Annotated in this window: 20 protein-coding genes; 12 read left to right on the top strand and 8 right to left on the bottom strand. The window is 64.3% G+C overall.

Translation table 11 applies throughout. The annotated features are described in order from the left end of the window. Positions 1-190: 190 nt before the first annotated feature. The 6 genes from KF708C_RS34855 to KF708C_RS25225 all read left to right on the top strand — a co-directional run bounded on the left by KF708C_RS34855 (position 191) and on the right by KF708C_RS25225 (position 6,006). Entirely contained in the window at positions 191-691 is a 501-nt protein-coding gene (locus KF708C_RS34855; protein ID WP_082079831.1) for a hypothetical protein, read from the top strand. Between the two features lie 303 nt (positions 692-994). Then, a complete protein-coding gene (locus tag KF708C_RS36520) occupies positions 995-1,357 on the top strand; it encodes an Imm52 family immunity protein (RefSeq protein WP_197090423.1) in 363 nt (120 codons plus the stop codon). Between the two features lie 554 nt (positions 1,358-1,911). Continuing rightward, on the top strand, positions 1,912-2,256 hold the full coding sequence (locus tag KF708C_RS34850) for a DUF596 domain-containing protein (protein WP_082079828.1): 345 nt from the start codon (positions 1,912-1,914) through the stop codon (positions 2,254-2,256). Positions 2,257-2,282: 26 nt separating this feature from the next. Beyond that, the gene (locus KF708C_RS37065) at positions 2,283-2,450 is read left to right on the top strand and encodes an Imm52 family immunity protein (RefSeq protein WP_370552853.1); all 168 of its coding nucleotides are present in this window, start codon (positions 2,283-2,285) and stop codon (positions 2,448-2,450) included. 461 nt (positions 2,451-2,911) lie between these two features. Beyond that, positions 2,912-4,684 (top strand): ShlB/FhaC/HecB family hemolysin secretion/activation protein, encoded by a 1,773-nt coding sequence (locus tag KF708C_RS25230; protein ID WP_059413656.1) that lies wholly within the window; start codon positions 2,912-2,914, stop codon positions 4,682-4,684. A gap of 374 nt (positions 4,685-5,058) precedes the next feature. Next, the gene (locus KF708C_RS25225; protein WP_059413654.1) at positions 5,059-6,006 is read left to right on the top strand and encodes a cupin; all 948 of its coding nucleotides are present in this window, start codon (positions 5,059-5,061) and stop codon (positions 6,004-6,006) included. Between the two features lie 129 nt (positions 6,007-6,135). Here the strand turns inward: KF708C_RS25225 and KF708C_RS25220 are convergent, their stop codons facing one another. Next, positions 6,136-7,080 (bottom strand): LysR family transcriptional regulator, encoded by a 945-nt coding sequence (locus tag KF708C_RS25220; protein WP_059413887.1) that lies wholly within the window; start codon positions 7,078-7,080, stop codon positions 6,136-6,138. Between the two features lie 211 nt (positions 7,081-7,291). On the opposite strand from KF708C_RS25220, the gene KF708C_RS25215 reads away from it, so the two are divergent. The 6 genes from KF708C_RS25215 (at position 7,292) to KF708C_RS25190 (ending at position 13,380) form a co-directional block, all read left to right on the top strand. Beyond that, a complete protein-coding gene (locus KF708C_RS25215) occupies positions 7,292-8,299 on the top strand; it encodes a LacI family DNA-binding transcriptional regulator (protein ID WP_059413653.1) in 1,008 nt (335 codons plus the stop codon). A gap of 105 nt (positions 8,300-8,404) precedes the next feature. Then, positions 8,405-9,739: an FAD-dependent oxidoreductase gene (locus KF708C_RS25210; RefSeq protein ID WP_059413651.1), complete on the top strand. Its 1,335-nt coding sequence runs from the start codon at positions 8,405-8,407 to the stop codon at positions 9,737-9,739. Further along, positions 9,736-11,421: a dihydroxy-acid dehydratase gene (gene ilvD, locus KF708C_RS25205; protein ID WP_059413650.1), complete on the top strand. Its 1,686-nt coding sequence runs from the start codon at positions 9,736-9,738 to the stop codon at positions 11,419-11,421. Before KF708C_RS25210 ends, ilvD begins: the two co-directional genes overlap by 4 nt. 22 nt (positions 11,422-11,443) lie before the next feature. Next, positions 11,444-12,418, top strand: coding sequence for a Bug family tripartite tricarboxylate transporter substrate binding protein (locus KF708C_RS25200; RefSeq protein ID WP_020200655.1), 975 nt, complete (start codon positions 11,444-11,446; stop codon positions 12,416-12,418). A gap of 135 nt (positions 12,419-12,553) precedes the next feature. Further along, positions 12,554-12,898 carry an ArsR/SmtB family transcription factor gene (locus KF708C_RS25195; RefSeq protein ID WP_020200654.1) on the top strand — a complete coding sequence of 115 codons (345 nt, stop codon included), beginning with the start codon at positions 12,554-12,556 and terminating at the stop codon, positions 12,896-12,898. Continuing rightward, positions 12,895-13,380, top strand: coding sequence for an SRPBCC family protein (locus KF708C_RS25190; RefSeq protein WP_059413649.1), 486 nt, complete (start codon positions 12,895-12,897; stop codon positions 13,378-13,380). Before KF708C_RS25195 ends, KF708C_RS25190 begins: the two co-directional genes overlap by 4 nt. Before the next feature lie 88 nt (positions 13,381-13,468). Here KF708C_RS25190 and KF708C_RS25185 read toward each other — a convergent pair whose 3' ends face one another. The 7 genes from KF708C_RS25185 to cydB form a co-directional block, all read right to left on the bottom strand. Next, the gene (locus KF708C_RS25185; RefSeq protein WP_059413648.1) at positions 13,469-14,449 is read right to left on the bottom strand and encodes an ABC transporter substrate-binding protein; all 981 of its coding nucleotides are present in this window, start codon (positions 14,447-14,449) and stop codon (positions 13,469-13,471) included. A 124-nt stretch (positions 14,450-14,573) separates the two neighbouring features. Further along, positions 14,574-15,671: a mandelate racemase/muconate lactonizing enzyme family protein gene (locus KF708C_RS25180; RefSeq protein WP_020200651.1), complete on the bottom strand. Its 1,098-nt coding sequence runs from the start codon at positions 15,669-15,671 to the stop codon at positions 14,574-14,576. A gap of 35 nt (positions 15,672-15,706) precedes the next feature. Next, on the bottom strand, positions 15,707-16,402 hold the full coding sequence (locus tag KF708C_RS25175) for a GntR family transcriptional regulator (protein WP_082079826.1): 696 nt from the start codon (positions 16,400-16,402) through the stop codon (positions 15,707-15,709). A 311-nt stretch (positions 16,403-16,713) separates the two neighbouring features. Next, positions 16,714-17,535: a sulfite exporter TauE/SafE family protein gene (locus KF708C_RS25170; RefSeq protein WP_059413646.1), complete on the bottom strand. Its 822-nt coding sequence runs from the start codon at positions 17,533-17,535 to the stop codon at positions 16,714-16,716. Between the two features lie 57 nt (positions 17,536-17,592). Further along, on the bottom strand, positions 17,593-17,838 hold the full coding sequence (locus tag KF708C_RS25165) for a cyd operon YbgE family protein (protein WP_020423624.1): 246 nt from the start codon (positions 17,836-17,838) through the stop codon (positions 17,593-17,595). Between the two features lie 29 nt (positions 17,839-17,867). Continuing rightward, positions 17,868-17,984, bottom strand: coding sequence for a cytochrome bd-I oxidase subunit CydX (cydX, locus tag KF708C_RS34205; RefSeq protein WP_020200647.1), 117 nt, complete (start codon positions 17,982-17,984; stop codon positions 17,868-17,870). An 18-nt stretch (positions 17,985-18,002) separates the two neighbouring features. Continuing rightward, positions 18,003-19,139, bottom strand: coding sequence for a cytochrome d ubiquinol oxidase subunit II (gene cydB / locus KF708C_RS25160; protein ID WP_059413645.1), 1,137 nt, complete (start codon positions 19,137-19,139; stop codon positions 18,003-18,005). Positions 19,140-19,145: the final 6 nt, after the last annotated feature.

The raw sequence follows: 19,145 nt of genomic DNA, 5'->3' as shown, positions 1-19,145 counted from the left end.
TGTAGATTGATTTATTTGTTGTCCCCCTGCCGTGAGTCAAGGATGTTCCCGCAGGGTGTCCATCCCATTCTGGAAACCGCGCGTCTATTCTACGTGCCACGGCATTGGCGGTGCAGAAATTAATTATCCGAGGCATTTTGAAAAAATCGGGCGGAATAATTAGTCCAACGGCGATACAGTTCAAAACGCAATGAGAAAAATTGGATTTCATGGAGGTCATTCGATCTATGAACTCGGACCTGCTCCGGATGTGGCACTGTTCTTTGGTTGCTTGAAGACCTACGCAGAAAATGACCACCAGGAACAGGACTGGAGTCTCCTCACAGATCGGCTGTATCGCCGCTATCTTCGGCGAGAGGAGCTTGACGAGACGTTGGCGCTGATGGAACAGGTGCGGCAGATTTTTGCGCAGGTTCCTGCCAAATCGGGCGTCGAGTGGGATTCGAAGATGATAGGTGATCCCCAAAAGAGCTGGTTAGATCCTTATCAGCCGACCTTGGCGGAAGTATTCAGCAGATTCTTCGAGAATTTCGTGAAAGCATGTGGTTCGGCAAAATCTTTTGTCGAAGTCTTTAATATTTATCAACCAGTGAGGGTGGTCATCTCCGACCTACCAGGATTCGCTCGTGACAAGAGTAAGCCTCTGGAAGATTACGACGCCCTAGAAGGCGAGCCGTTCTGGCTACGGTAACTGCAAGACATAGCGCCTAATCGCACCGCACGCGGATGCGTGGAAATCTTCCTCACGACCTACGGCAAGGCAAGGTGCTGAGCCGGCAGGACATGCTGGACCGTGGCCTGTTGACCGACCAGTTCCAGCCTAGGTTTGGTGGTCAAGAGAGCCTTGTCAACCAAGCGCAGAGCCAAATTAACCAGTCCAATGGGTTGTTGCAGAGCCTGCTGCTGCCACGGCTATGCAGCACCTATTCGAACGCAACGGTGTGAATGGCATCAAAATCGTCATTCAGCCACTACAGTAAAGGATACGACGAAAGTGGAATCTTTTTACTCCGCAGCGTATTGGGGCGCACGGCAAGAGAGTGTGGAATCCTGCGCGGCCAGAACCCAGAGGCTTCTGGCCGCGATTGAGATCGTATCCCCCGACTTTAGTTGTTGGCGAAAGAGAGGGCGAAGCAAGAAAGATGCACTGGCTTCTGAGCGCATCACGGCAGATTCGCTGGAAGCGTTTGTGTCCTTGCTTTCAAAGGGAGGAAATCGGAGGGATATCGGCGGCGACGTTATTGATGAGCTTGGATATTCCATGTCGGCTTGGAATGGAGGAGATAAAGAGAATGTTTCTGGCCTATCAATCAAATGTGGCCTGTATTCTTGCGTAGGTGGCTGCCGAATGCTGTGATACTTGATCTTCCACAACGATTCGATGGTGGTTCGAATGAGAAAGTCTGCAATCTCTTGCGCGCATTTGCCGAAGCTTGGGAGTCAGATTGGGCAATTGTCACATCGCAGTCCGCGCGGGCTCGGCGGACCGAGCATGGTCCATACCTGGATCGTGCACTGTACATCAGTACCACCACGCCAGCGCCGTCCGATCTTCCTGTTGCGGCCACCCAGCACGTGCTGCTCGGCGGCACCTTATACATCGCATAGTTCGAGTAATACAGCAAGTGTCCCTGGCCGTGCGGAACATGAAGACTGAACGCACTGCGCGCGAATGTGCAGAGATCGTTCTGGCTGCTCTTCGTCAGAGCAAGGCGTTAGGTCGTCAGAGTATTTCGGTACGGGGTTGCCGATCGCTCGCGACGCCGACCGTGTTTTCTTTCGTTCGAGTTCAGCAGTTGGTACATCAGGGGCATAGGCGAGATGGACAGTAGAAATGATCAACACCCCTTCGATATAATCCGTGGGGCTTACGATCGTGCATGGAAATAAAGTTCCAATAGGAGTGTGTCGATGCTGTCCAATGCTCAGTATGAGTTCATCGCGGAGGGGTGCGAGGATATGGAGCTAGATTCCATCTGGGATTATTTTTCGTCTCCGTTCGGGAGCAAATTCTTGCCGCACCGTTTGCAGTCATTTGAAGAAAGGCGCGATGGATTTCTTTGGGTTCTGAATAGGTTACTTTATGAAAAACGTATAATTTTGGTGGATCTGACGACGCATGCTTCTCTTCTGGGCAGCGCTGAAGCGCAAGTTTATTTGTTTCGGAAAGCATTCCCATCGAATGACGCGGAAATGGACGGAGGGCTGTGGTTCTTCTCACCAGCCTGTCCTGGCGGTGCATCTTGGCAACGGTAGCATACCCACATCCCAGGCGCGCTTTCATGAGACGATGCATGCTAGTCGAATCATTTCTTGCTGCTGCATACTGGGGCACTCGAAAAGAAAGCATGGAGTCTTGTGCCACGAGAGTTCAGCGCTTCTTGAGTGAAGTTGCGACTTTGTCGCCTGACTTCACTGGTTGGCGAAAGAGGAGACATTCCCGAAAGTAGGTACTTAGTGCTGATCGGCTTGCGGGAAGCTCCCTTGATCACTGGTTGCCCTGCTGCCAAAAGGAAGGCATAGGAAAGACGTTGGTGGCGACGTCATTGAGGAACTGGGGTACTCCGTATCCGCCTGGAACGGAGGAACCAGCGAGCCGGTCTCTTTCGTGTCCATTTCATGCGGCATGTATTCCCCAAGTAGCTGGCTTGTCCAATGCTGTGGTGTTGCATTTGCCGAAAAAATTTGAGATTGACTCGAACGATCAAGTGTGTCGCCTTCTTGGCGCATTTGTAGAAGCGTGGGAGCCGCGGTGGGCAATTTAGATATCCAAGGCAACTGAGTCGCCACAAGCCAGCTTCGCCTGCGTCACGTTCTAGAGAAGCGTATCCGTCCTGGCTCCTTGTTGATCAAATCCATTTTCCGTTGTTTGAGCGGGTGCAAAGGCATCCGCCGGGTCTCCATTACTCCGATGTCTTTCAAACCGCTGCACATTGCAACTGCTGCATCACTCGCGATGGGTCTTTCGAGTATCCCGTCGCATGTGATGGCTCAGGTTCCACCCAGCCCAGGACAGGCCGCCGCGCTGTCTAATGCCGAACAAGATCAACGCACTCGCCAGCAGCAGGAAGCGCGCGAGCGCGCAGCGCTCGTGCAAAAGCCGACGGTCCGAGCCGAAGCGATTGCCCGCTCGGAGTTTCCTGAGTTGCCGACGGAGACGCCGTGCTTCCGCATCAGCCAGTTCTTGCTCGAAGTCCCACAGGACCTGCCCGCAGATCTTCAGGCGCGCGGTGCGTCGGCGCTGCCGATGGATCCGTTTGCGTTTGCGCTGCAATGGCTCAATCATTATCAGGGTGAATGTGTCGGCCAGCAGGGCGTGGAGATGCTGGTCAAGGGTCTATCGCAGACGATCCTGTCGAGGGGTTATGTCACCACGCGGGTACTGGTGCCTCAGCAGGACCTGTCCTCCGGTGCGCTCAAACTGGCGTTGATTCCGGGGGTGATCGGAGAAATTCGCTTTGCGGAGCCGGATATCTGGGGCACGTGGAAGACCGCGTTCCCGACCTCCCGGGGTGAGCTGCTGAACCTGCGCGATCTTGAGCAGGGGCTCGAGCAGATGAAGCGCGTGGCGAGCCAGGACGTCGATATGCAGATCGTGCCCACCTCTGTGCCGGGCCGCAGCGATGTCGTGATCGCGGTGAAACGCAACAAGCCCTGGACGCTGGTGGCCTCGGTCGATAATTCGGGCTCGCGTTCCACCGGAAAGTGGCAGGGCAATCTCAGCGTCGGTATCGACAATCCCCTGGGCCTGAACGACATGTTCAACGTCGGCTACAACCAGGATCTGATGTTCAGCAACAAGGCGCACGGCACGCGGGGCTGGAATGGTTTCTATTCTGTGCCGTGGGGGTACTGGACGGCCACGCTGTCCGCCTATAGCAGCAATTACTTTCAGCAGATTGCCGGCGTCAATACGACGTTCGTTTCCAGCGGCCAATCGGAGACCGTCGACCTGAAGCTGCATCGTGTGCTGAGCCGGGGCCAGAACGATGTGTTCGGCATGCAGGTGCGCCTGACGCGTCGTTTCGGAAAGAGCTTCATCGAGGATACGGAGATCCCGCAGCAGCACCGGAACAACACGATGCTGGAATTTGGCGTCACGGATCGCCATTACTTCGGCCAGTCGCAGCTCGACGCCACGCTGGCATTCCGCCAGGGCATCGGCGCATTCGGTGCACAATCCGATGCGCTGGCCGCCGACGATGGCCCGACGTGGCGCTTCCGCATGATGGTGCTCGATGCCAACCTGTCCGTGCCGTTCAAGGTGGCCGACCAGCCGTTCCGGTATGTGACCACGCTACACGGCCAGTTCACCAATGACCGACTCTATTACATCGATGACTTGACCATCGGCAGTCGCTATACGGTGCGTGGCTTCGATGGCGAAAACCAGCTCGCGGGCGAACGCGGGTTCTACTGGCGCAACGAACTGCAGGCGCCGCTCGGTGGAAGCGGGCAAGCATTCTATGTCGGGTTGGACTACGGAAGGGTGCATGGACCTTCCACGCAGGGCCTGGTTGGCACGCAACTGGCAGGCGCGGTCATCGGCATGCGGGGCGCTATCGGAACGCGGAAACTCGGAGGGGCTTCGTATGACGTGTTCTTGGGCACGCCCGTGTACAAGCCTGCTGCTTTCCATACAGCGGGTGTCACGGCTGGCGTCCAACTGACGTACCAATATTGAGTTGGACAATGGAGGCGCACGAACCAGGAGAGAACGGCGGAACGCGCGAGAGAAAACGGGTCCGGCTGCTCGCCAAGCAGCCGTCCGGAGCAAGCAGATCGCTTTGGCCGGGTCCGAGCGTGACGACTGCTTCCTGCCTCCAGGCACCCGTTGGCGCAGCCGTGCGGCCGGACTATCCGCCAGCTTCCCGGAGCGCCTCCCTGCTTCATCCCGTCTCCAGCCCGGCATGCCGTTCTCCGCAAAGGTGATTTCCCCGACGAGCGCTTCTGGCGAAGGGCGCGGATTCTTATAGTGGCTACCAGACGCTGGCGATGGCCGGCGGACTGTCCGGGGACGCCGGTTGTCGTTTCCCCGGACCTTTTTGGGAGCTACTCATGCTGGACCGTACCGCAACTTCTACCTTGAACCTCGACGCGCCGGCGACTACCGAAGACGCCCGGTATTTCGAATACACGTCCTCGGCCAACCCGATCGGCGCGAAGCTCATTTCGCGCGTGCCCTACCGCTCGTTTCCGGCGTCGCTGTATGACGGCGGGCCGACCCGCGTCGTGCCGCTCGACCTCGCGGCCGAGCTCGGCTGCGAGGGCCCGGCGACGGGCCCCGGCCTCTGCGCGAACTTCGTGCGGGTGCTGGCGGGCGAGAAGGTTTCGCTTGAGCCGAACGCAACGTCGCTCGTCTTCTATGTCGTCGACGGTTCCGGCATCGCGTCGCAAGACAGCACGGGCCTGCGCTTTTCCAAAGGTGACTTCTTTACCTTTCCGGGCGGACAAAGCGTGGAACTGGCCGCCGATTCGACGGCGCGCCTTTACTACGTCAACGACGCGCCGCTGCTCGCCTATCTTGGCGCGAGCGCGACCGTGCGGCGCTTCGTCCCGACCCTCTATCCGGCCACCCGTGCCGAGGAAGAGTTGCGCAAGGTGTTGAAGGCGCCGGGCGCCGGCCAGCGCAACCGCGTGAGCATCCTGCTCGGCAACGCCAACTTCCCACAGACGCGCACCGTGACCCATACGATGTGGGCGATGTTCGGCGTGGTCGCGCCGAAGACGATGCAGAAGCCGCACCGCCACCAGTCGATCGCGCTGGACTTCATCTCGGAATGCCAGCCGGGCTGCTATACGCTGGTGGGCACGGAACTGGACGACCACGGCAATATCCGCAACCCGCAGCGGGTGGACTGGGAGCCCGGCATGGTGTTCGTCACGCCGCCGGGATACTGGCATGCGCACTTCAACGAGTCGTCCGAGAACGGCTACGTGATCCCCATCCAGGATGCCGGGCTGCAGACGTACCTGCGCGCGCTCGATATTCGATTCGCGCATTGATGCGCCGCCGGGCCAGCGCCGCCGGGCCGGGCGCGCGGCCCGGCGCGCAGCGACGCGCCACCAGCGACAGGCGCGGGCCTGCCGCGCGGCAAGCCCGCATCGTGCATCGGTCCCGCGGGAGCGGGCTGGCTAGCTGCCGCCCCGGCCGTTCGGCGGGGCGTCTTCGTCTTCGTCGTTCAAGCGCTCGGCGAAGAAGTCCACGAAAGCGCGCACCTTGGAGGAAACCACCTTCTTGGGCGGATAGACCGCCCAGATCGCCGGCGCGGGCTGGCCTGCTCCGGCCTGCCAGCCGGGGAGCAGGTGAACGAGCTCGCCGCGGGCGAGCTCCGTGCCGATACTCCATGCGGGCAGGAGCGCGACGCCGCACCCGGCTACCGCCAGGGCAATCAGGGCGTCGGTGTCGTCGGCCCTGACCTGGCCGCCGACCGGAACCGCGCATTCCCTGGGTGTCTTGCCATCGGCACGGGCGAGAGTCCACTTGTCGTCGTGGGCGCGGGAAAAGCGCAGCGCCGTGTGCCGGGTCAGGTCGCCGGGTTCCGAAGGCTCGCCATGCGCGGCGATGTATGCCGGGCTCGCGCAGACGATGCGCCGGTGCGAAGCGAGCCGCCGCGCGACCAGCCGGGAATCGGGCAGCACGCCGATTCTCAATGCGAGATCGATCTCTTCGTCGATAAGATTGATGACGTCATCCGTGAAGACGAGATCGACGCTGATGCGGGGATACTGCCCGATGAAGGCGGGCAGATGTCTGACCACGTGCTTGCGGCCGAACGACGTGGGCACGGTGACGCGCAGCATGCCTTGCGGCGAGGCGTTCAGGGACGACGCCATGCTGCGGGCTTCTTCCATCGCTTCCATCGCCACCATCGCGCGCTCGCGGAACACGCGCCCGCCCTCGGTCAGCACCAGGCCGCGCGTGGAGCGATTGAACAGGGCAATGCCGAGATCCGCCTCGAGCTCGGACACGTACCGGGAGACGGTCGATGTCTTCAGCGACATCTGCTGCGCGGTTTTGCTGAAGCTCTGGAGATCGCCGGCGAGGAGAAAGGCGCGGACGGCCGAGAAGTAATCCATGAGTCGGGGGCGGTGGTATCGGGCGCCGGTGTCGGAGGCTTGTATCGGGCGCATCACGTCGCCCAATGTTACCCGCATCCGCTCGCCTCGGGCCCGTCGGAATTCCTCCAGTCGGTTGCCGCGGCGCCGCCAGTTTCGCATTTGGACTGGTTCCCGCGGCGTTCCATTAGAATCACAGGCGCCGACTACATCGCGACGCGAATCACGCAACATGAACAAGAGGCTTACCAGTATCGACATCGCTCGCCTGGCCGGTGTGTCCCAGACCACCGTGTCCCGCGTGCTGCAGGATCTGCCGTCGGTAAAGCCCGCGACGAAGGCGCGCGTCCTGAAGGTGATCCAGGACCACGAATACTCGCCGAGCGCGGCCGCGCGGCAGATGAAGACGCGCCGCAGCGGCACCGTCGCGGTGGTGGTCGCCAGCCTGTCGAATCCGCTGTACCCGCTGCTCCTGCAGCTCCTGGTCGAGCGGCTCGCCAGCCGGGATTTTCGCACCACCGTCTGGGAGGTTGACGGAAAGATGGACGATGCGACCGTGCGCGCGCTTGCGGAAAGCGCGACGGACGGCGTGATCTTCGCCGCCGCGCTGGACGAATCCCGGGAGATGCTGAGCCGCGTCGCCGCCGAGAAGCCGATCATCCTGATCAACCGCTCGGTGGGGACGGACCTCTTCGACACCATCGTCAGCGACAACCATGCCGGCGGCCGGCGGGTCGCCGAGTACTTCCTGTCGGCGGGCCGGAGGTGCATCGGGCTGATTTCCGCCGATTCGGGCCGGGGCTCCAAGGCGAGCACGATTCGCGAGCGGGAGAGGGGGTTCATCGAGGGGCTGGGCGGCCAGTTCAACAGCCGCGCTTTCGTGCGTGCCGATGCCACCGACTTCGGCTACGAGTATGGACTGCGGGCGATGCAGACATTGCTCGCCGAGCGCCCCGAGCTTGATGCCGTGTTCTGCACCAACGACATCGTGGCGATCGGCGTCCTCGATGCTGCCAGGCGAACCGGGAAGCAGGTCCCCGACGATCTCTGGATCGTCGGATATGACGACATCCCGATGGCACGATGGGATTGCATCAGCCTGAGCACCGTGCAGCAGCCGCTGCCCGCGATGGTCGAGCAGGTGGTGGAGCGGCTGGAGCAGCGCATGGCGGCACCGGACCTTCCGCCGCACACGTTTGTGCTGCCGAACGACCTTGTGCTGCGCCGCACAACATCTTGAGGTTGGCAACCGCTTTTTTTCCTATAAAATGACTACGTAACCATATGGGTTAAGGGCGCGATCGAACCAGCATCGTCTGGGATCGCGCATTTCTTTGGAGATAAAATGACTACGTATTCATTTGGCGTGGTATCCGAGCCAGCCCGGTCCACGCCAGTGTTCCGCACCGCCGACGTCTGCGTGGTGGGCGGCGGTGCCGCCGGCGTGGCGGCCGCCGTCTCGGCGGCACGCGCGGGCGCCAGGGTGCTGCTGCTCGAGCGCGAGGGCTTCCTCGGCGGCACGCTGACATCGGTCAGCCTGGGCAGCATCTGCGGCCTGTACGCCGTCACCGAAACGCAGGTCCGACAGATCGTGGGCGGCTTCTGCAACGAAGTCATCGAGCGGCTGCGGGGGCTCGACGGCCTCGGGGCGCCGACCCGGTGGCTGGAGACGGCATCGCTGCCCTACGACCTGTTCGCCATGAAGATCGCCCTCGACCAGCTCGTTCAGGAGACAAAGGTCGAGGTGCTGTTTCACGCGATGGTGGCCGGCGTGGCGATGAACGGCCGCGAGGTCGATGCCGTGCTGATCGAGACCAAGGAAGGGCGCCTGGCCATCCGCGCAAAGGCGTTCGTCGACTGCTCGGGAGACGCCGACCTGGTGAACTTCGCGGGCGCGCCGTGCGAGGTATCGGCGGGCGATCTCCAGTTTCCGACCACCATGATGCGGTTCGGCGGGGTGGACACCGACGCGCTGGCCGGCTTGAGCCGCCCCGCGCTGCGCGAGCGGCTGGAACAGGCCGTCGCCGACGGCTATGACCTGCCCCGCACCGCCGGCGGGGTGTTCGCGGAGCGTCCCGGGCTCGCGCACCTGAACATCACGAAAGTGGCGGTGGACGGCAAGTCGCCCGATCCGTTCGACCTGAGCGTCATGTCGCGCGCGGAAATCGCCGGGCGGGAACAGGTCTGCACCTACCTGAAGGCATTCCGCAAGTACGTGCCCGGATTCGAGTCCGCCTTTGTCATGGATACGGGCGCGGTCATCGGCATCCGGGAAAGCCGGCGCACTGTCGGCAGCTATGTCCTCACCGACCGGGACGTGCTGGAGGGCGCGCGCTTTGACGACGCCATCGCCTGCTGCGCGTGGCCGATGGAGGATCACGCCGCCGGCCGGGCCACCAAGTGGATCTGGCTGCCGCCCGGCACGTATTTCCAGATTCCCTTGCGCTCGCTGCTGCTGGAAGGCTTCGACAACCTGATGGTGGCGGGCCGGTGCGCGTCGGCCACCCACGGCGCGCAGGCCTCGATCCGCGTGACCGCGCAATGCTTCGCGATGGGCGAGGCGGCCGGCCACACCGCCGCGGCTGCCGCGGCGCGCGGCACCAGCGTCCATCGCGTGCCGGTATCCGATATCCAGCAGGTGCTGGAAAACAATGGTGCCTTCCTTGGAGCCCCGCAATGACTTCCCCGAAATACCGTAGCAATTTCGACCCGGGCACCACCCGATGGGCGCTGCGCAAGGCCCAGTGGCAGGCGCTGGGCCTGAGCGACGCGGACCTGGACAAGCCCAAGATCGCGGTGGTCAACACGTCCTCGGAGCTGTCGAGCTGCTTCAGCCATCTCGACGGCGTGTCCGCGCAGGTCAAGGCGGCAATCCGCGCGGCGGGGGGCGTGCCCTTCGAGATCCGCACGGCCGCGCCCAGCGACTTCATCACCAGCGCGGGCAAGCAGGGGCGCTACATCCTGCCGTCGCGCGACCTGATCGTCAACGACATCGAAGTGCAGGTCGAGGGCGCGCAACTCGACGGCATGGTCTGCCTGGCGTCCTGCGACAAGACCACGCCGGGGCAGATGATGGCGGCGGCGCGGCTCGACATACCGACGCTCATGGTGATCTGCGGCTACCAGGCCAGCGGCCAGTACAAGGGCGAGCATGTCGACATCGAAGACGTCTTCGAGAAGGTGGGCATGCACGTGACGGGCCAGCTTTCCTTCGAGGACCTGGACGGGATGTGCAAGCGCGCCGTGCGCGGCCCCGGGGTGTGCGCCGGGCTCGGCACGGCGAATTCGATGCACATCGTCTGCGAGGCCCTGGGCCTGACGCTGCCGGGCGCCAGCCCGGTGCTGGCGAACTCGCCCGCGATGGTCGACCAGGCCCGGGCAGCCGGCGCGCGCATCGTCGAGATGGTCAATGAGGGGCTGACCCCGCGCAGCATCCTGACTCCGGCGGCGTTCCGCAACGCCGTGCGGGTCGCGCTGGCGCTGTCGACGTCGATCAATGTGCTGCGCCACCTGCAGGGCGTCGCGGAAGAGGCCGGAACGGAGGTCGATCTCTACGATCTGTTCGATCGCCTCGGGCGCGAAGTCCCGCTGCTGGCGACGGTCAAGCCCAATGGCCCGCACCGCACCGAGGCGCTCGAAGCGGCGGGCGGCACGCTGGCGACGATCAAGCGGCTGGCGCCGATGATCGAGCAGACCTGCCTGACGGTCTCGGGCAAGACGTGGCAAGCGATTCTCGATGCGTACGAGGCGCCGTCGCCGTCCATTCTCCGGACGCTGGACGATCCGGTCTCGACCAAGCCGTCGCTGGTCATCCTCAAGGGCTCGCTGGCGCCGGAGGGCAGCATTCTCAAACTTGGCAATGCCGGCGAGAAGGCGGAGAGCTTCCGCGGCAAGGCCGTGGTCTTCCACTCGCAGGAAGAAGCGCTTGCCGCGCTGGCCGATGGCCGGATCACGGCCGGAACCGTGGCGTGCCTGCGCGGCATGGGACCCATCGGCGGCCCGGGCGTCGCTCTGGCCTCGTCGTTCGTCGCGGCTGTCGAAGGCGCCGGCTTCAACGGCAAGGTCGCGGTGGTGACCGATGGGCAGTTGTCGGGCCTGAACCGGGGCGTCGCCGTGGGACAGGTCTGCCCCGAGGCCGCCGCGGGCGGTCCGCTGGCGCTGGTCAAGGACGGCGACGACATCGAGATCGACATTCCCGGCCGGCAGATCAACCTGCTGGTCGACGAGAGCGAGATGGCCGCGCGCCGCGCCGTGGCGACGCCGATTCTGGGCGCCGCCGAGCAGGGCTGGCTGAACATCTACAGCAAGACGGTCAAGCCGCTCGCAAGAGGCGCAGTACTGATACCCATCCAACCTCGATAATCAAAACCTGGAGGAGACACCCATGAAAACACGAATCCACATTTCCTGGCGCCTGGCGATCGGCGCGGCAGTTCTGGTCTCGGGCGCGGCGGCGGCGGCCTATCCGGACAAGCCCGTGCGCATTGTCGTGCCATACCCCCCGGGCGGGGCATCCGATACCACCGCGCGTGTCCTGAGCGAAAAGCTGAAGGATGTCACGGGCGGCACATTCGTCGTAGAGAACCGGCCTGGCGCCAACGGCAACATCGCGGCGGAGTTCGTCGCCAAGTCGCCCGCCGACGGCTACACGCTCCTGATGGCGAACGTCGGCCCCAACGCCATCAGCCAGACGATCTATCCGCGCCTCAACTACGACGTCAACAAGAGCTTCGCGCCCATCGGCCAGACCACCACCGTGCCCATCGTGCTGGTGGCCGGACCCAAGGTTCAGGCCGCGGACATCAGCGGGCTGGTGGCGGAGGTCAGGGCGAATCCGGGCAAATACACGTTCGCTTCCGCCGGCAACGGCTCCTCCAACCACCTCGTCGGCGAGATGTTCAAGTCCGGGCTGAAGCTGGACATGATGCACGTGCCCTACAAGGGCGATGGTCCGGCGATGACGGATGTCATGGCCGGGCAGGTGTCCATGATGTTCACCACCGCCGTCGCCGCGCGCCCGTTCGTGACGGGCGGCAAGCTCAAGCTGATCGCGGTGGCAAGCAAGAAGCGCGTGCCGGCGTTCCCGAACGCGCCAACCATCGACGAATCGGTGCTGAAGGGCTTCGACGCATCCTCGTGGGGCGGTCTCGTCGCGCCCGCCGGCACCTCGCCGGAGATCGTCAGGCAGCTGAACGCGGCCCTGACCAAGGTGCTCGCCATGCCGGAGGTGAAGAGCAAGCTGGCGACACTCGGCGCGGAAGTGGTGGCGACCAGGCCGGAGGAGTTTGCCGGCTACATCAGGAGCGAAACGGACAAGTGGGGCGCCGTCGCCAGGTCGGCGAATGTCGTGGCTGAATAAGGCCTCTCCACCTTGCACCGTTGAGGCAGGCTTCGGCCTGCCTTTTTTGTCGGGGTTGGCGGCGACGGGCGGCGTTCTTCCTGTTCCCGGACGCCGGTATTGCGCATTCTTCTGAGCGACCCTATACTTAGCTTTATGGATAAGTATTTACCGCCGATCAGCGAGGTCTTCCAGGCACTGTCGGATCCGACACGTATCGCCATCGTTTGCGCGTTGGTCGGCGGTGCGCAAACCGTTTCCGCATTGGCAGCGCCTTTCGACATGGCGCTGCCGTCCTTCATGAAGCACCTGACAGTGCTTGAACGCAGCGGCCTTATCCATACGCAGAAGGCCGGCCGCACGCGCACCTGCGAGCTGAGGCCGGAGACACTTTCGATGGCCGAAAAGTGGATAGCGGAACAAAGGGCCATGTGGGAAGCCAGATCGGATCGCATGGTCCGGTTCGTTGAACGACTTCATCAAGCGGAGCAGAAGAAATGACCCAGAACGTAGCCGATAGCGCTGATTCCCGTGATCTCGTCATCACCCGCGTCCTGCGCGCCCCGCGCGCCGCGTTGTGGCGCGCCTGGTCGGAGCCCGAGTTGTTGAAAGAATGGTGGTGTCCGAGACCTTGGCAGACTGAGGTTGTCGCCTTCGACCTGCGGCCGGGCGGTGCCTTTCATACCTTCATGAAGGGTCCGGACGGGGGTAGCAGCGACAACCCGGGCAGCTTTCTCGAAGTTGTTCCGCAATCGCGCCTGGTCTTCACCTCGCTGCTTACCGCGGGCTGGCGTCCGACCAGGCCCATGCTGGGCTTCACGGCGGTGATCACGATGGAAGACGAAGGCGAGGGAAGCCGCTATACCGCCCGCGTAATGCACCAGGACGAAGAGGGCCGCGCCACGCACGAACAGTATGGCTTCTTCGACGGCTGGAACAGCGCCATCACGCAGCTCGACGAATTCGCGTACTCGCTTCGTTGAGCGCTTTCCGCTACCGAAGGCGCGGCAGCCCGTGGCGAGCCCGGGGAGATCGCGCGCCGCCCGCCAGACTATGCCCGGCCGATGCCTGTCACGTCGCCAGCGATTGTTCCGCGATCGACCTGACATCGATGCGCTTCGGAATGATGTTCCAGGCGGACGCCGCGTCGGACACCTTCTGCAGCGTGGCCACGTCATCGTCGGTAAAGCGGCGGATGTTGATGAACGACCGGTTCGTGATGAGCTTGGCCGCTTCCGGCGGCACGCGCGTCAGCTCGCCGTAGATGCGTGTGTAGGCTTCCGCGTTGTTCTTCGCCCAGGCGCCGGCTTGCTGCAGGCGGCGAAGGTACTCAGCCAGCGCGGCGCGCTTGGCCGGGTCGGCCAGCGACGTCTGCGGCGCGGTGACGAAGAACAGCCCGCTGTTGATCCGGCTGCCGTCGCGCAGGATGCGGCCGCCGCGCTGCTGCGCCACGCCGAAATACGGGTCGAAGGTGCCCCACACTTCGATCTGCCGCGACGCGAACGCGGCCGCCGCATCGGTCGGCAGCACAAAGCGGACCTGGACGTCGTCGGGTTTCAGGCCGGCCTCCGCCAGCGCGCCATACAACTGGTATTGCGCCACGCTGCCACGCGCGGACGAAATCACCACGGTCTTGCCCTTCAGGTCGGCGACCGACCGGATTTTGGAGTCGTCCTGCACCAGCAGGCCCAGCGACGATGCCTGCCCGCCCAGCGTGGTCACGATCTTGAAGGTGGGGTCGCCGACCGATGCGGCGAGGATCGGCAGGTCGCCGCCCCAGGCAACGTCCACCGCGCTCGCGCGCTGCGCCTCGAACAACGGCGCCGCGCCCTGGAAGCTGGCCCAGCGATACTTGAAGCCCGCGTCCTTGAGTACGCCGGACGCCTCCACCAGGCCACGCAGCAACCCGGCCTGATCGCCGAGCACAAGCGTAGTGTCGGCGCTGGCGGCGCGCGAAGGCAGGCTGACGCCCAGGCCCGCCGCGGCGGCCGTGGCAAGCGCCGGCGTGGCGATGAGGAATTTGCGGCGGGACAGCGAAACGTGACGACTCATGACTTACCTCTTTGGAATGGTTGAGAGACGGGGGATTCGATAAAAAATGCGCGGCTGGCCGCTCCCTCACTGGTTGTCCCACCATTGAGGTCCGATCGGTGATGCGTCGCGCGACGCCGATGCGTCAGCGCACGCGGTATTTTTCGACGATGGCCGGATCCGGATCGAGGCCAAGGCCCGGGCCTGTCGGCACCCGGATATTGCCGGCCACCGGATTGGCGCGGCCGCCGTAGAGGTCTTCGTCGAAGTCGCAGTACAGCCGCTCCACGACCGGCGTGGACCGGGTTGCCGCATTGATGTGGAACGTCGCCACCTGCCCCGGCCCGAACAACGCGCAGTGCGGCACGAAATCGACACCGGTGGCTTCGCACAGCGCGCGGATTCTCAGCAGCTCCGTCACGCCGCCCGTCTTGGCCACGTCGGGCTGCGCGATGTCGATGGCGCCGGCGGCAATCATCGCGGCAATATCGAACAGGCTGCCCTGATTCTCGCCGGCGGCGATCGGAAACGGCCCCGCGGCCCGCACCTGCGCCAGGCCGCTGTAGTTCTCCGGCGGCCACACCGGCTCCTCGAACCAGATCAGGTCGACATCCGACAGCGACTTCGCCTGGCGGATGGCTTCGGAGACCGGCCACGGGCAATTGGTATCGAGCATGAAGCGCGCACGTCCCGCGCCCAGGTTCACGGCAAAGCGGATCAGGCCAGGATCGATCTCGTGCAGCTTGATATACCGGTAGCCGCGCCCGATCGCCTGCTCGATGGCATCGCCGAGATGCGTTTCGTCGGCATAGCGCAGCAGGCTCGCATATGCCGGCAAGGTGTCGGCGAACGCGCCGCCGATCAGGTCCACCAGCGGGCGGTTCACGGACTTTCCCAGGATGTCCCATAGCGCGATATCCACGGCCGAGATGCCGTTCATGACGCCGCTCACCCGCCCGAAGTTGTGCAGGTTGAATTCGAGATCGTGCTTGATCCGGCCGATGGCCGACGCCTCCTTGCCGATGACGAGCGGCAGGATCTTCGTGCGGATGGTCTCCGCCAGCGCCCGGTCCTTGTTGCGCGAGAACGCCTCGCCCCAGCCGACGATGCCGGTGTCCGTCTCGATGCGGACCAGCAGCGTGTCGAAGCAGTTTTCCGCCTTGTCTCCCCAGCTCCACGGGGGAATGCCGATGGGCTGGAACGGGATCGAAACGAGGATGGCGTCGGCGTTGACGATTTTCATGATGAAGAGGGTGAGGGGGAAGGCAAGGGATGCGGTTACAGGGCGGACGCGGGCGCGCTGGCCAGCATGTCGGCGATCATCGCGCCGGCGATGCGGCTATGGTCGCGTGCGGCGCCTTCCGCGTCGGCGGCGTGGCCGGCCAGGATCGCGTCCTTCATCGCGTCGTGGTCATGCACGATGTCGCGGAAGCGCCCCCGGATGCGGTTGGCGGTGGCCACGTAGATCTTGATGTGCTGCTGCACGAGCTGATACTGGTCGACCAGCCTGGGATTGCCCGACTCCAGCACGATCTGCGTATGAAAGGCGTGGTCGGACGCACTCATCCGCTGCATGACGCCTTCGGTCGCGGCGGCCTGCATCGCCTCGTATTGCATGGCGATGCGCGCCAGGCTGGCCGGATCCGCGCGCTGCGCCACCGTGGCGGCCGCGACCCCCTCCAGCGCGCCGCGCAGCATGTAGAGGTCGAGCGCATCCTGCGCGGTAGGCATAAAGATCCGCCAGCCTTTGTACTGCTGCTGGACCACCAGCCCCTCCAGTTCGAGCAGCCTCAGCGCGGTGCGCGCCGTGCTCCGCGAGATGCCCAGCATGGTGCCGAGCGCCGTCTCATTGACCGCCCGGCCGGGATGCAGCGCGCCGTCGATGATGGCTTGCCGGATGGCGGTGGCGCCCTGGACGTCGAGAGAGACGCGGCCGGGCAAGGGCGGTACGAGGAGAGTGGAATCGGAAGGCATCGGACAAGCGAAAGCGTCGTTTTCCGAGAGTGTTAACACTTAACACTTCGGCGTCCAAGACTCATTTCGTCGTTCGATAGCCACCGGATGCATATGGAGGCGGAGCGTTCCTGCATCCCGGCGGGGCCGGATCCCGCCGCGCCGGATGCCTGGCGGGTCAACCGCTACGTGCAAGGAGAAGCTGGCGACAGCGCGAAGCCGGCCTGAATGCTCTACGCCCGCCGCGCTCGGTGTTCTGCTTTCCACATCCCAGCCGTAAGACACCTCTGCGCATCCGCGCGGATTTTCCCACGGGCGCCTGTTTGCCTGTCTCAGGCTGACATGACCACCTTCGCCACCATGCCGATGGCAATCAGCCCGGCCACCACGGCAAAGCCTTGCTGAAGCCTGGCGCCGCTCAGCCGGCTCGCGACCAGCCGGCCGCCCAGCATGGCCAGCACGGCGCCCGCGGCGAACGGCATGCCCACCTGCCAGTTCATGTGCCCGGCAATGGCGGTCGAAACCACGCCTGATGCGGATACCAAGGTGATGACTGCGAGCGATGTCGCCATGATGGTGTGCAGCGGCGCGTTGGTGGCCTTCTTCAACGCGGGAACGATGACAAATCCGCCGCCCACGCCCAGCAAGCCGGAGAGAAACCCCGCGCTCACCCCCGAGAGCGCCAGCGCGCGGCTGCACGAGGCGGTCCAGACAAAGCGCCCCGAGCGGTTGTCCAGTTGGCAGGGCTGGACGGACTGGCCTGCGTCCGCCACGCGCGCCGTCCCGCTGCCGGCGGCCTGCCTGAACATGCGCAATGCCACGAACGCCAGCACCGCGGCGAAGAGCAGCGTCAACGGTCCGTTCGGCAGGCGATGCGCGAACCATAGGCCGATGGGCGAGAACAGCGTGCCGGACACGGCCATCAGCAAGGCGGCGCGGTAGCGCACAATGCCGGCGCGCAGTCCGAGCAAGGCCCCGACGGCTGCGGACAGGCCCACCGCGAGCAAGGCAACCGGCGCGGCCTGGGCCACGCTCAGATGCAGGACGAAAAGCAGCAGAGGGACGGCGAGAATGGCGCCGCCCGCGCCGGTAAGCGCCAGGATGAGGCCGACGACGGCACCTAGTGCCGCACTGTTGGCAACGACGTTTTCCATCTGTTCAAGGTCGGGATCGAGGGGGACGGGATCGGGGACACGATCGGGGCCGGGAGACTACACGAAGCGCGCGGCAAGGCAGCCGGCCAGCGCCGCCGCGCTCGCCCAGGCGGAGAGCAGCCAGCGTCCCGCCGGGTGCGCCGGGACAAAGCCGACACCGCGCACCAGTGCCGCGCTCATGGCCCAGCACAGCAGGGCCGCGGCAAGATGCGTGCGGCCGGGACTCGCCGAAATCAGCGCGCGGGGATCGACGCTGACGACCAGCATGACGGCGACGCCCGCCAGCAATGCCGGCCAGTGCATGCCGGGCCGCTGCGCTTTCGCCCGCGGGCTCATACGTCCTCTTCCCGGCTGGCGCGGCGCGCCTCCTCGTTCTCGCCCCACATGGCGTTCATGATGGCGAGCAGGACAGCAAAGCCCACGCCGAGAACCCAGCTGAAGTACCACATTCGCAAACTCCGTTGATGTCAGTAGGCGCTATGCTCGTTGGCTTTGACGTATTCCACGGTCACCTTGCCGCGCATGACGCGATAAGCCCAGGACGTGTATCCGATCACCAGCGGCATGAACAGGACGGTCGCGCCCAGCATGATCGTCAGCGTCAGCTGGCTGGACACGCTGTCCCAGACCGTCAGGCTGTGGGCCGGCACGCTGCTGGATGGCATGATGAACGGGAACATGCTCGCCCCCGCCGTGCCGATCACGCCGGTCATGCTCAGGCCGGTGGCCACGAACGCGGCCAGCGTGCGCCGCGCGCGCTGGAGCCAGGCGCCGGCCAGCGCGCCCGCCACGCCCAGCACGGGCAGCAGCCACAGCGCGGGCACGCGCGCATAGTTGGCCAGCCAGCCGCCGGCCTCGCGCACGACGGCCTTGGCGGTCGGATCCGCGACGGCGGCCGTATCGAGCGCCGAGACGATCCGGTATCCGTCGAGCTTGCCGACCCACAGCCCCGCGGCGACAAAGGCCACGCACATGACCAGGGCCGCCCAGCCGTTGGCGCGCACCGCGCGCGCCTGCAGCCGTCCCTGCGTGCGGTGGGCAAGGTACGCGGCGCCGTGCATGGTGATCATGGCGCTGCTGACCACGCCGGCGAGCAGGGCGAAGGGGTTGAGCAGGCCCCAGAAGCTGCCGGTGTAGGTGGAGACCATGTACGCGTCGAAATGGAACGGCACGCCCAGCAGCAGGTTGCCGAACGCCACGCCGAAGATCAGCGGTGGCACGGCGCCGCCGATGAACAGGCCCCAATCCCATGTGCGGCGCCAGCGCGGATCATGGATCTTGCTGCGATAGTCGAAGCCGACCGGGCGGAAGAACAATGCCCACAGCACGGCAAGCATGGCCCAGTAGAAACCGCTGAACGCCGTGGCATAGACCAGCGGCCAGGCCGCGAAGATGGCGCCGCCCCCGGTGATGAACCAGACCTGGTTGCCGTCCCAGTGCGGGCCGACCGTGTTGATGACGACGCGCCGTTCTTCGTCGCCGTGGCCGACGAAGGGCAGCAGCGTGCCGACGCCCATGTCGTGCCCGTCCATGACGGCGAAGCCGACGAGCAGCACGCCGACGAGCAGCCACCAGATCAGCTTCAGGGTGGTGTAGTCGAACATCCGGTT

The organism is Cupriavidus basilensis, from assembly GCF_000876015.1.
GTDB classification, from domain to species: Bacteria; Pseudomonadota; Gammaproteobacteria; order Burkholderiales; family Burkholderiaceae; genus Cupriavidus; species Cupriavidus basilensis_B.
The sequence above is the reverse complement of the archived record's forward strand: the minus strand, read 5'-3'. Positions and strand labels throughout refer to the sequence as shown.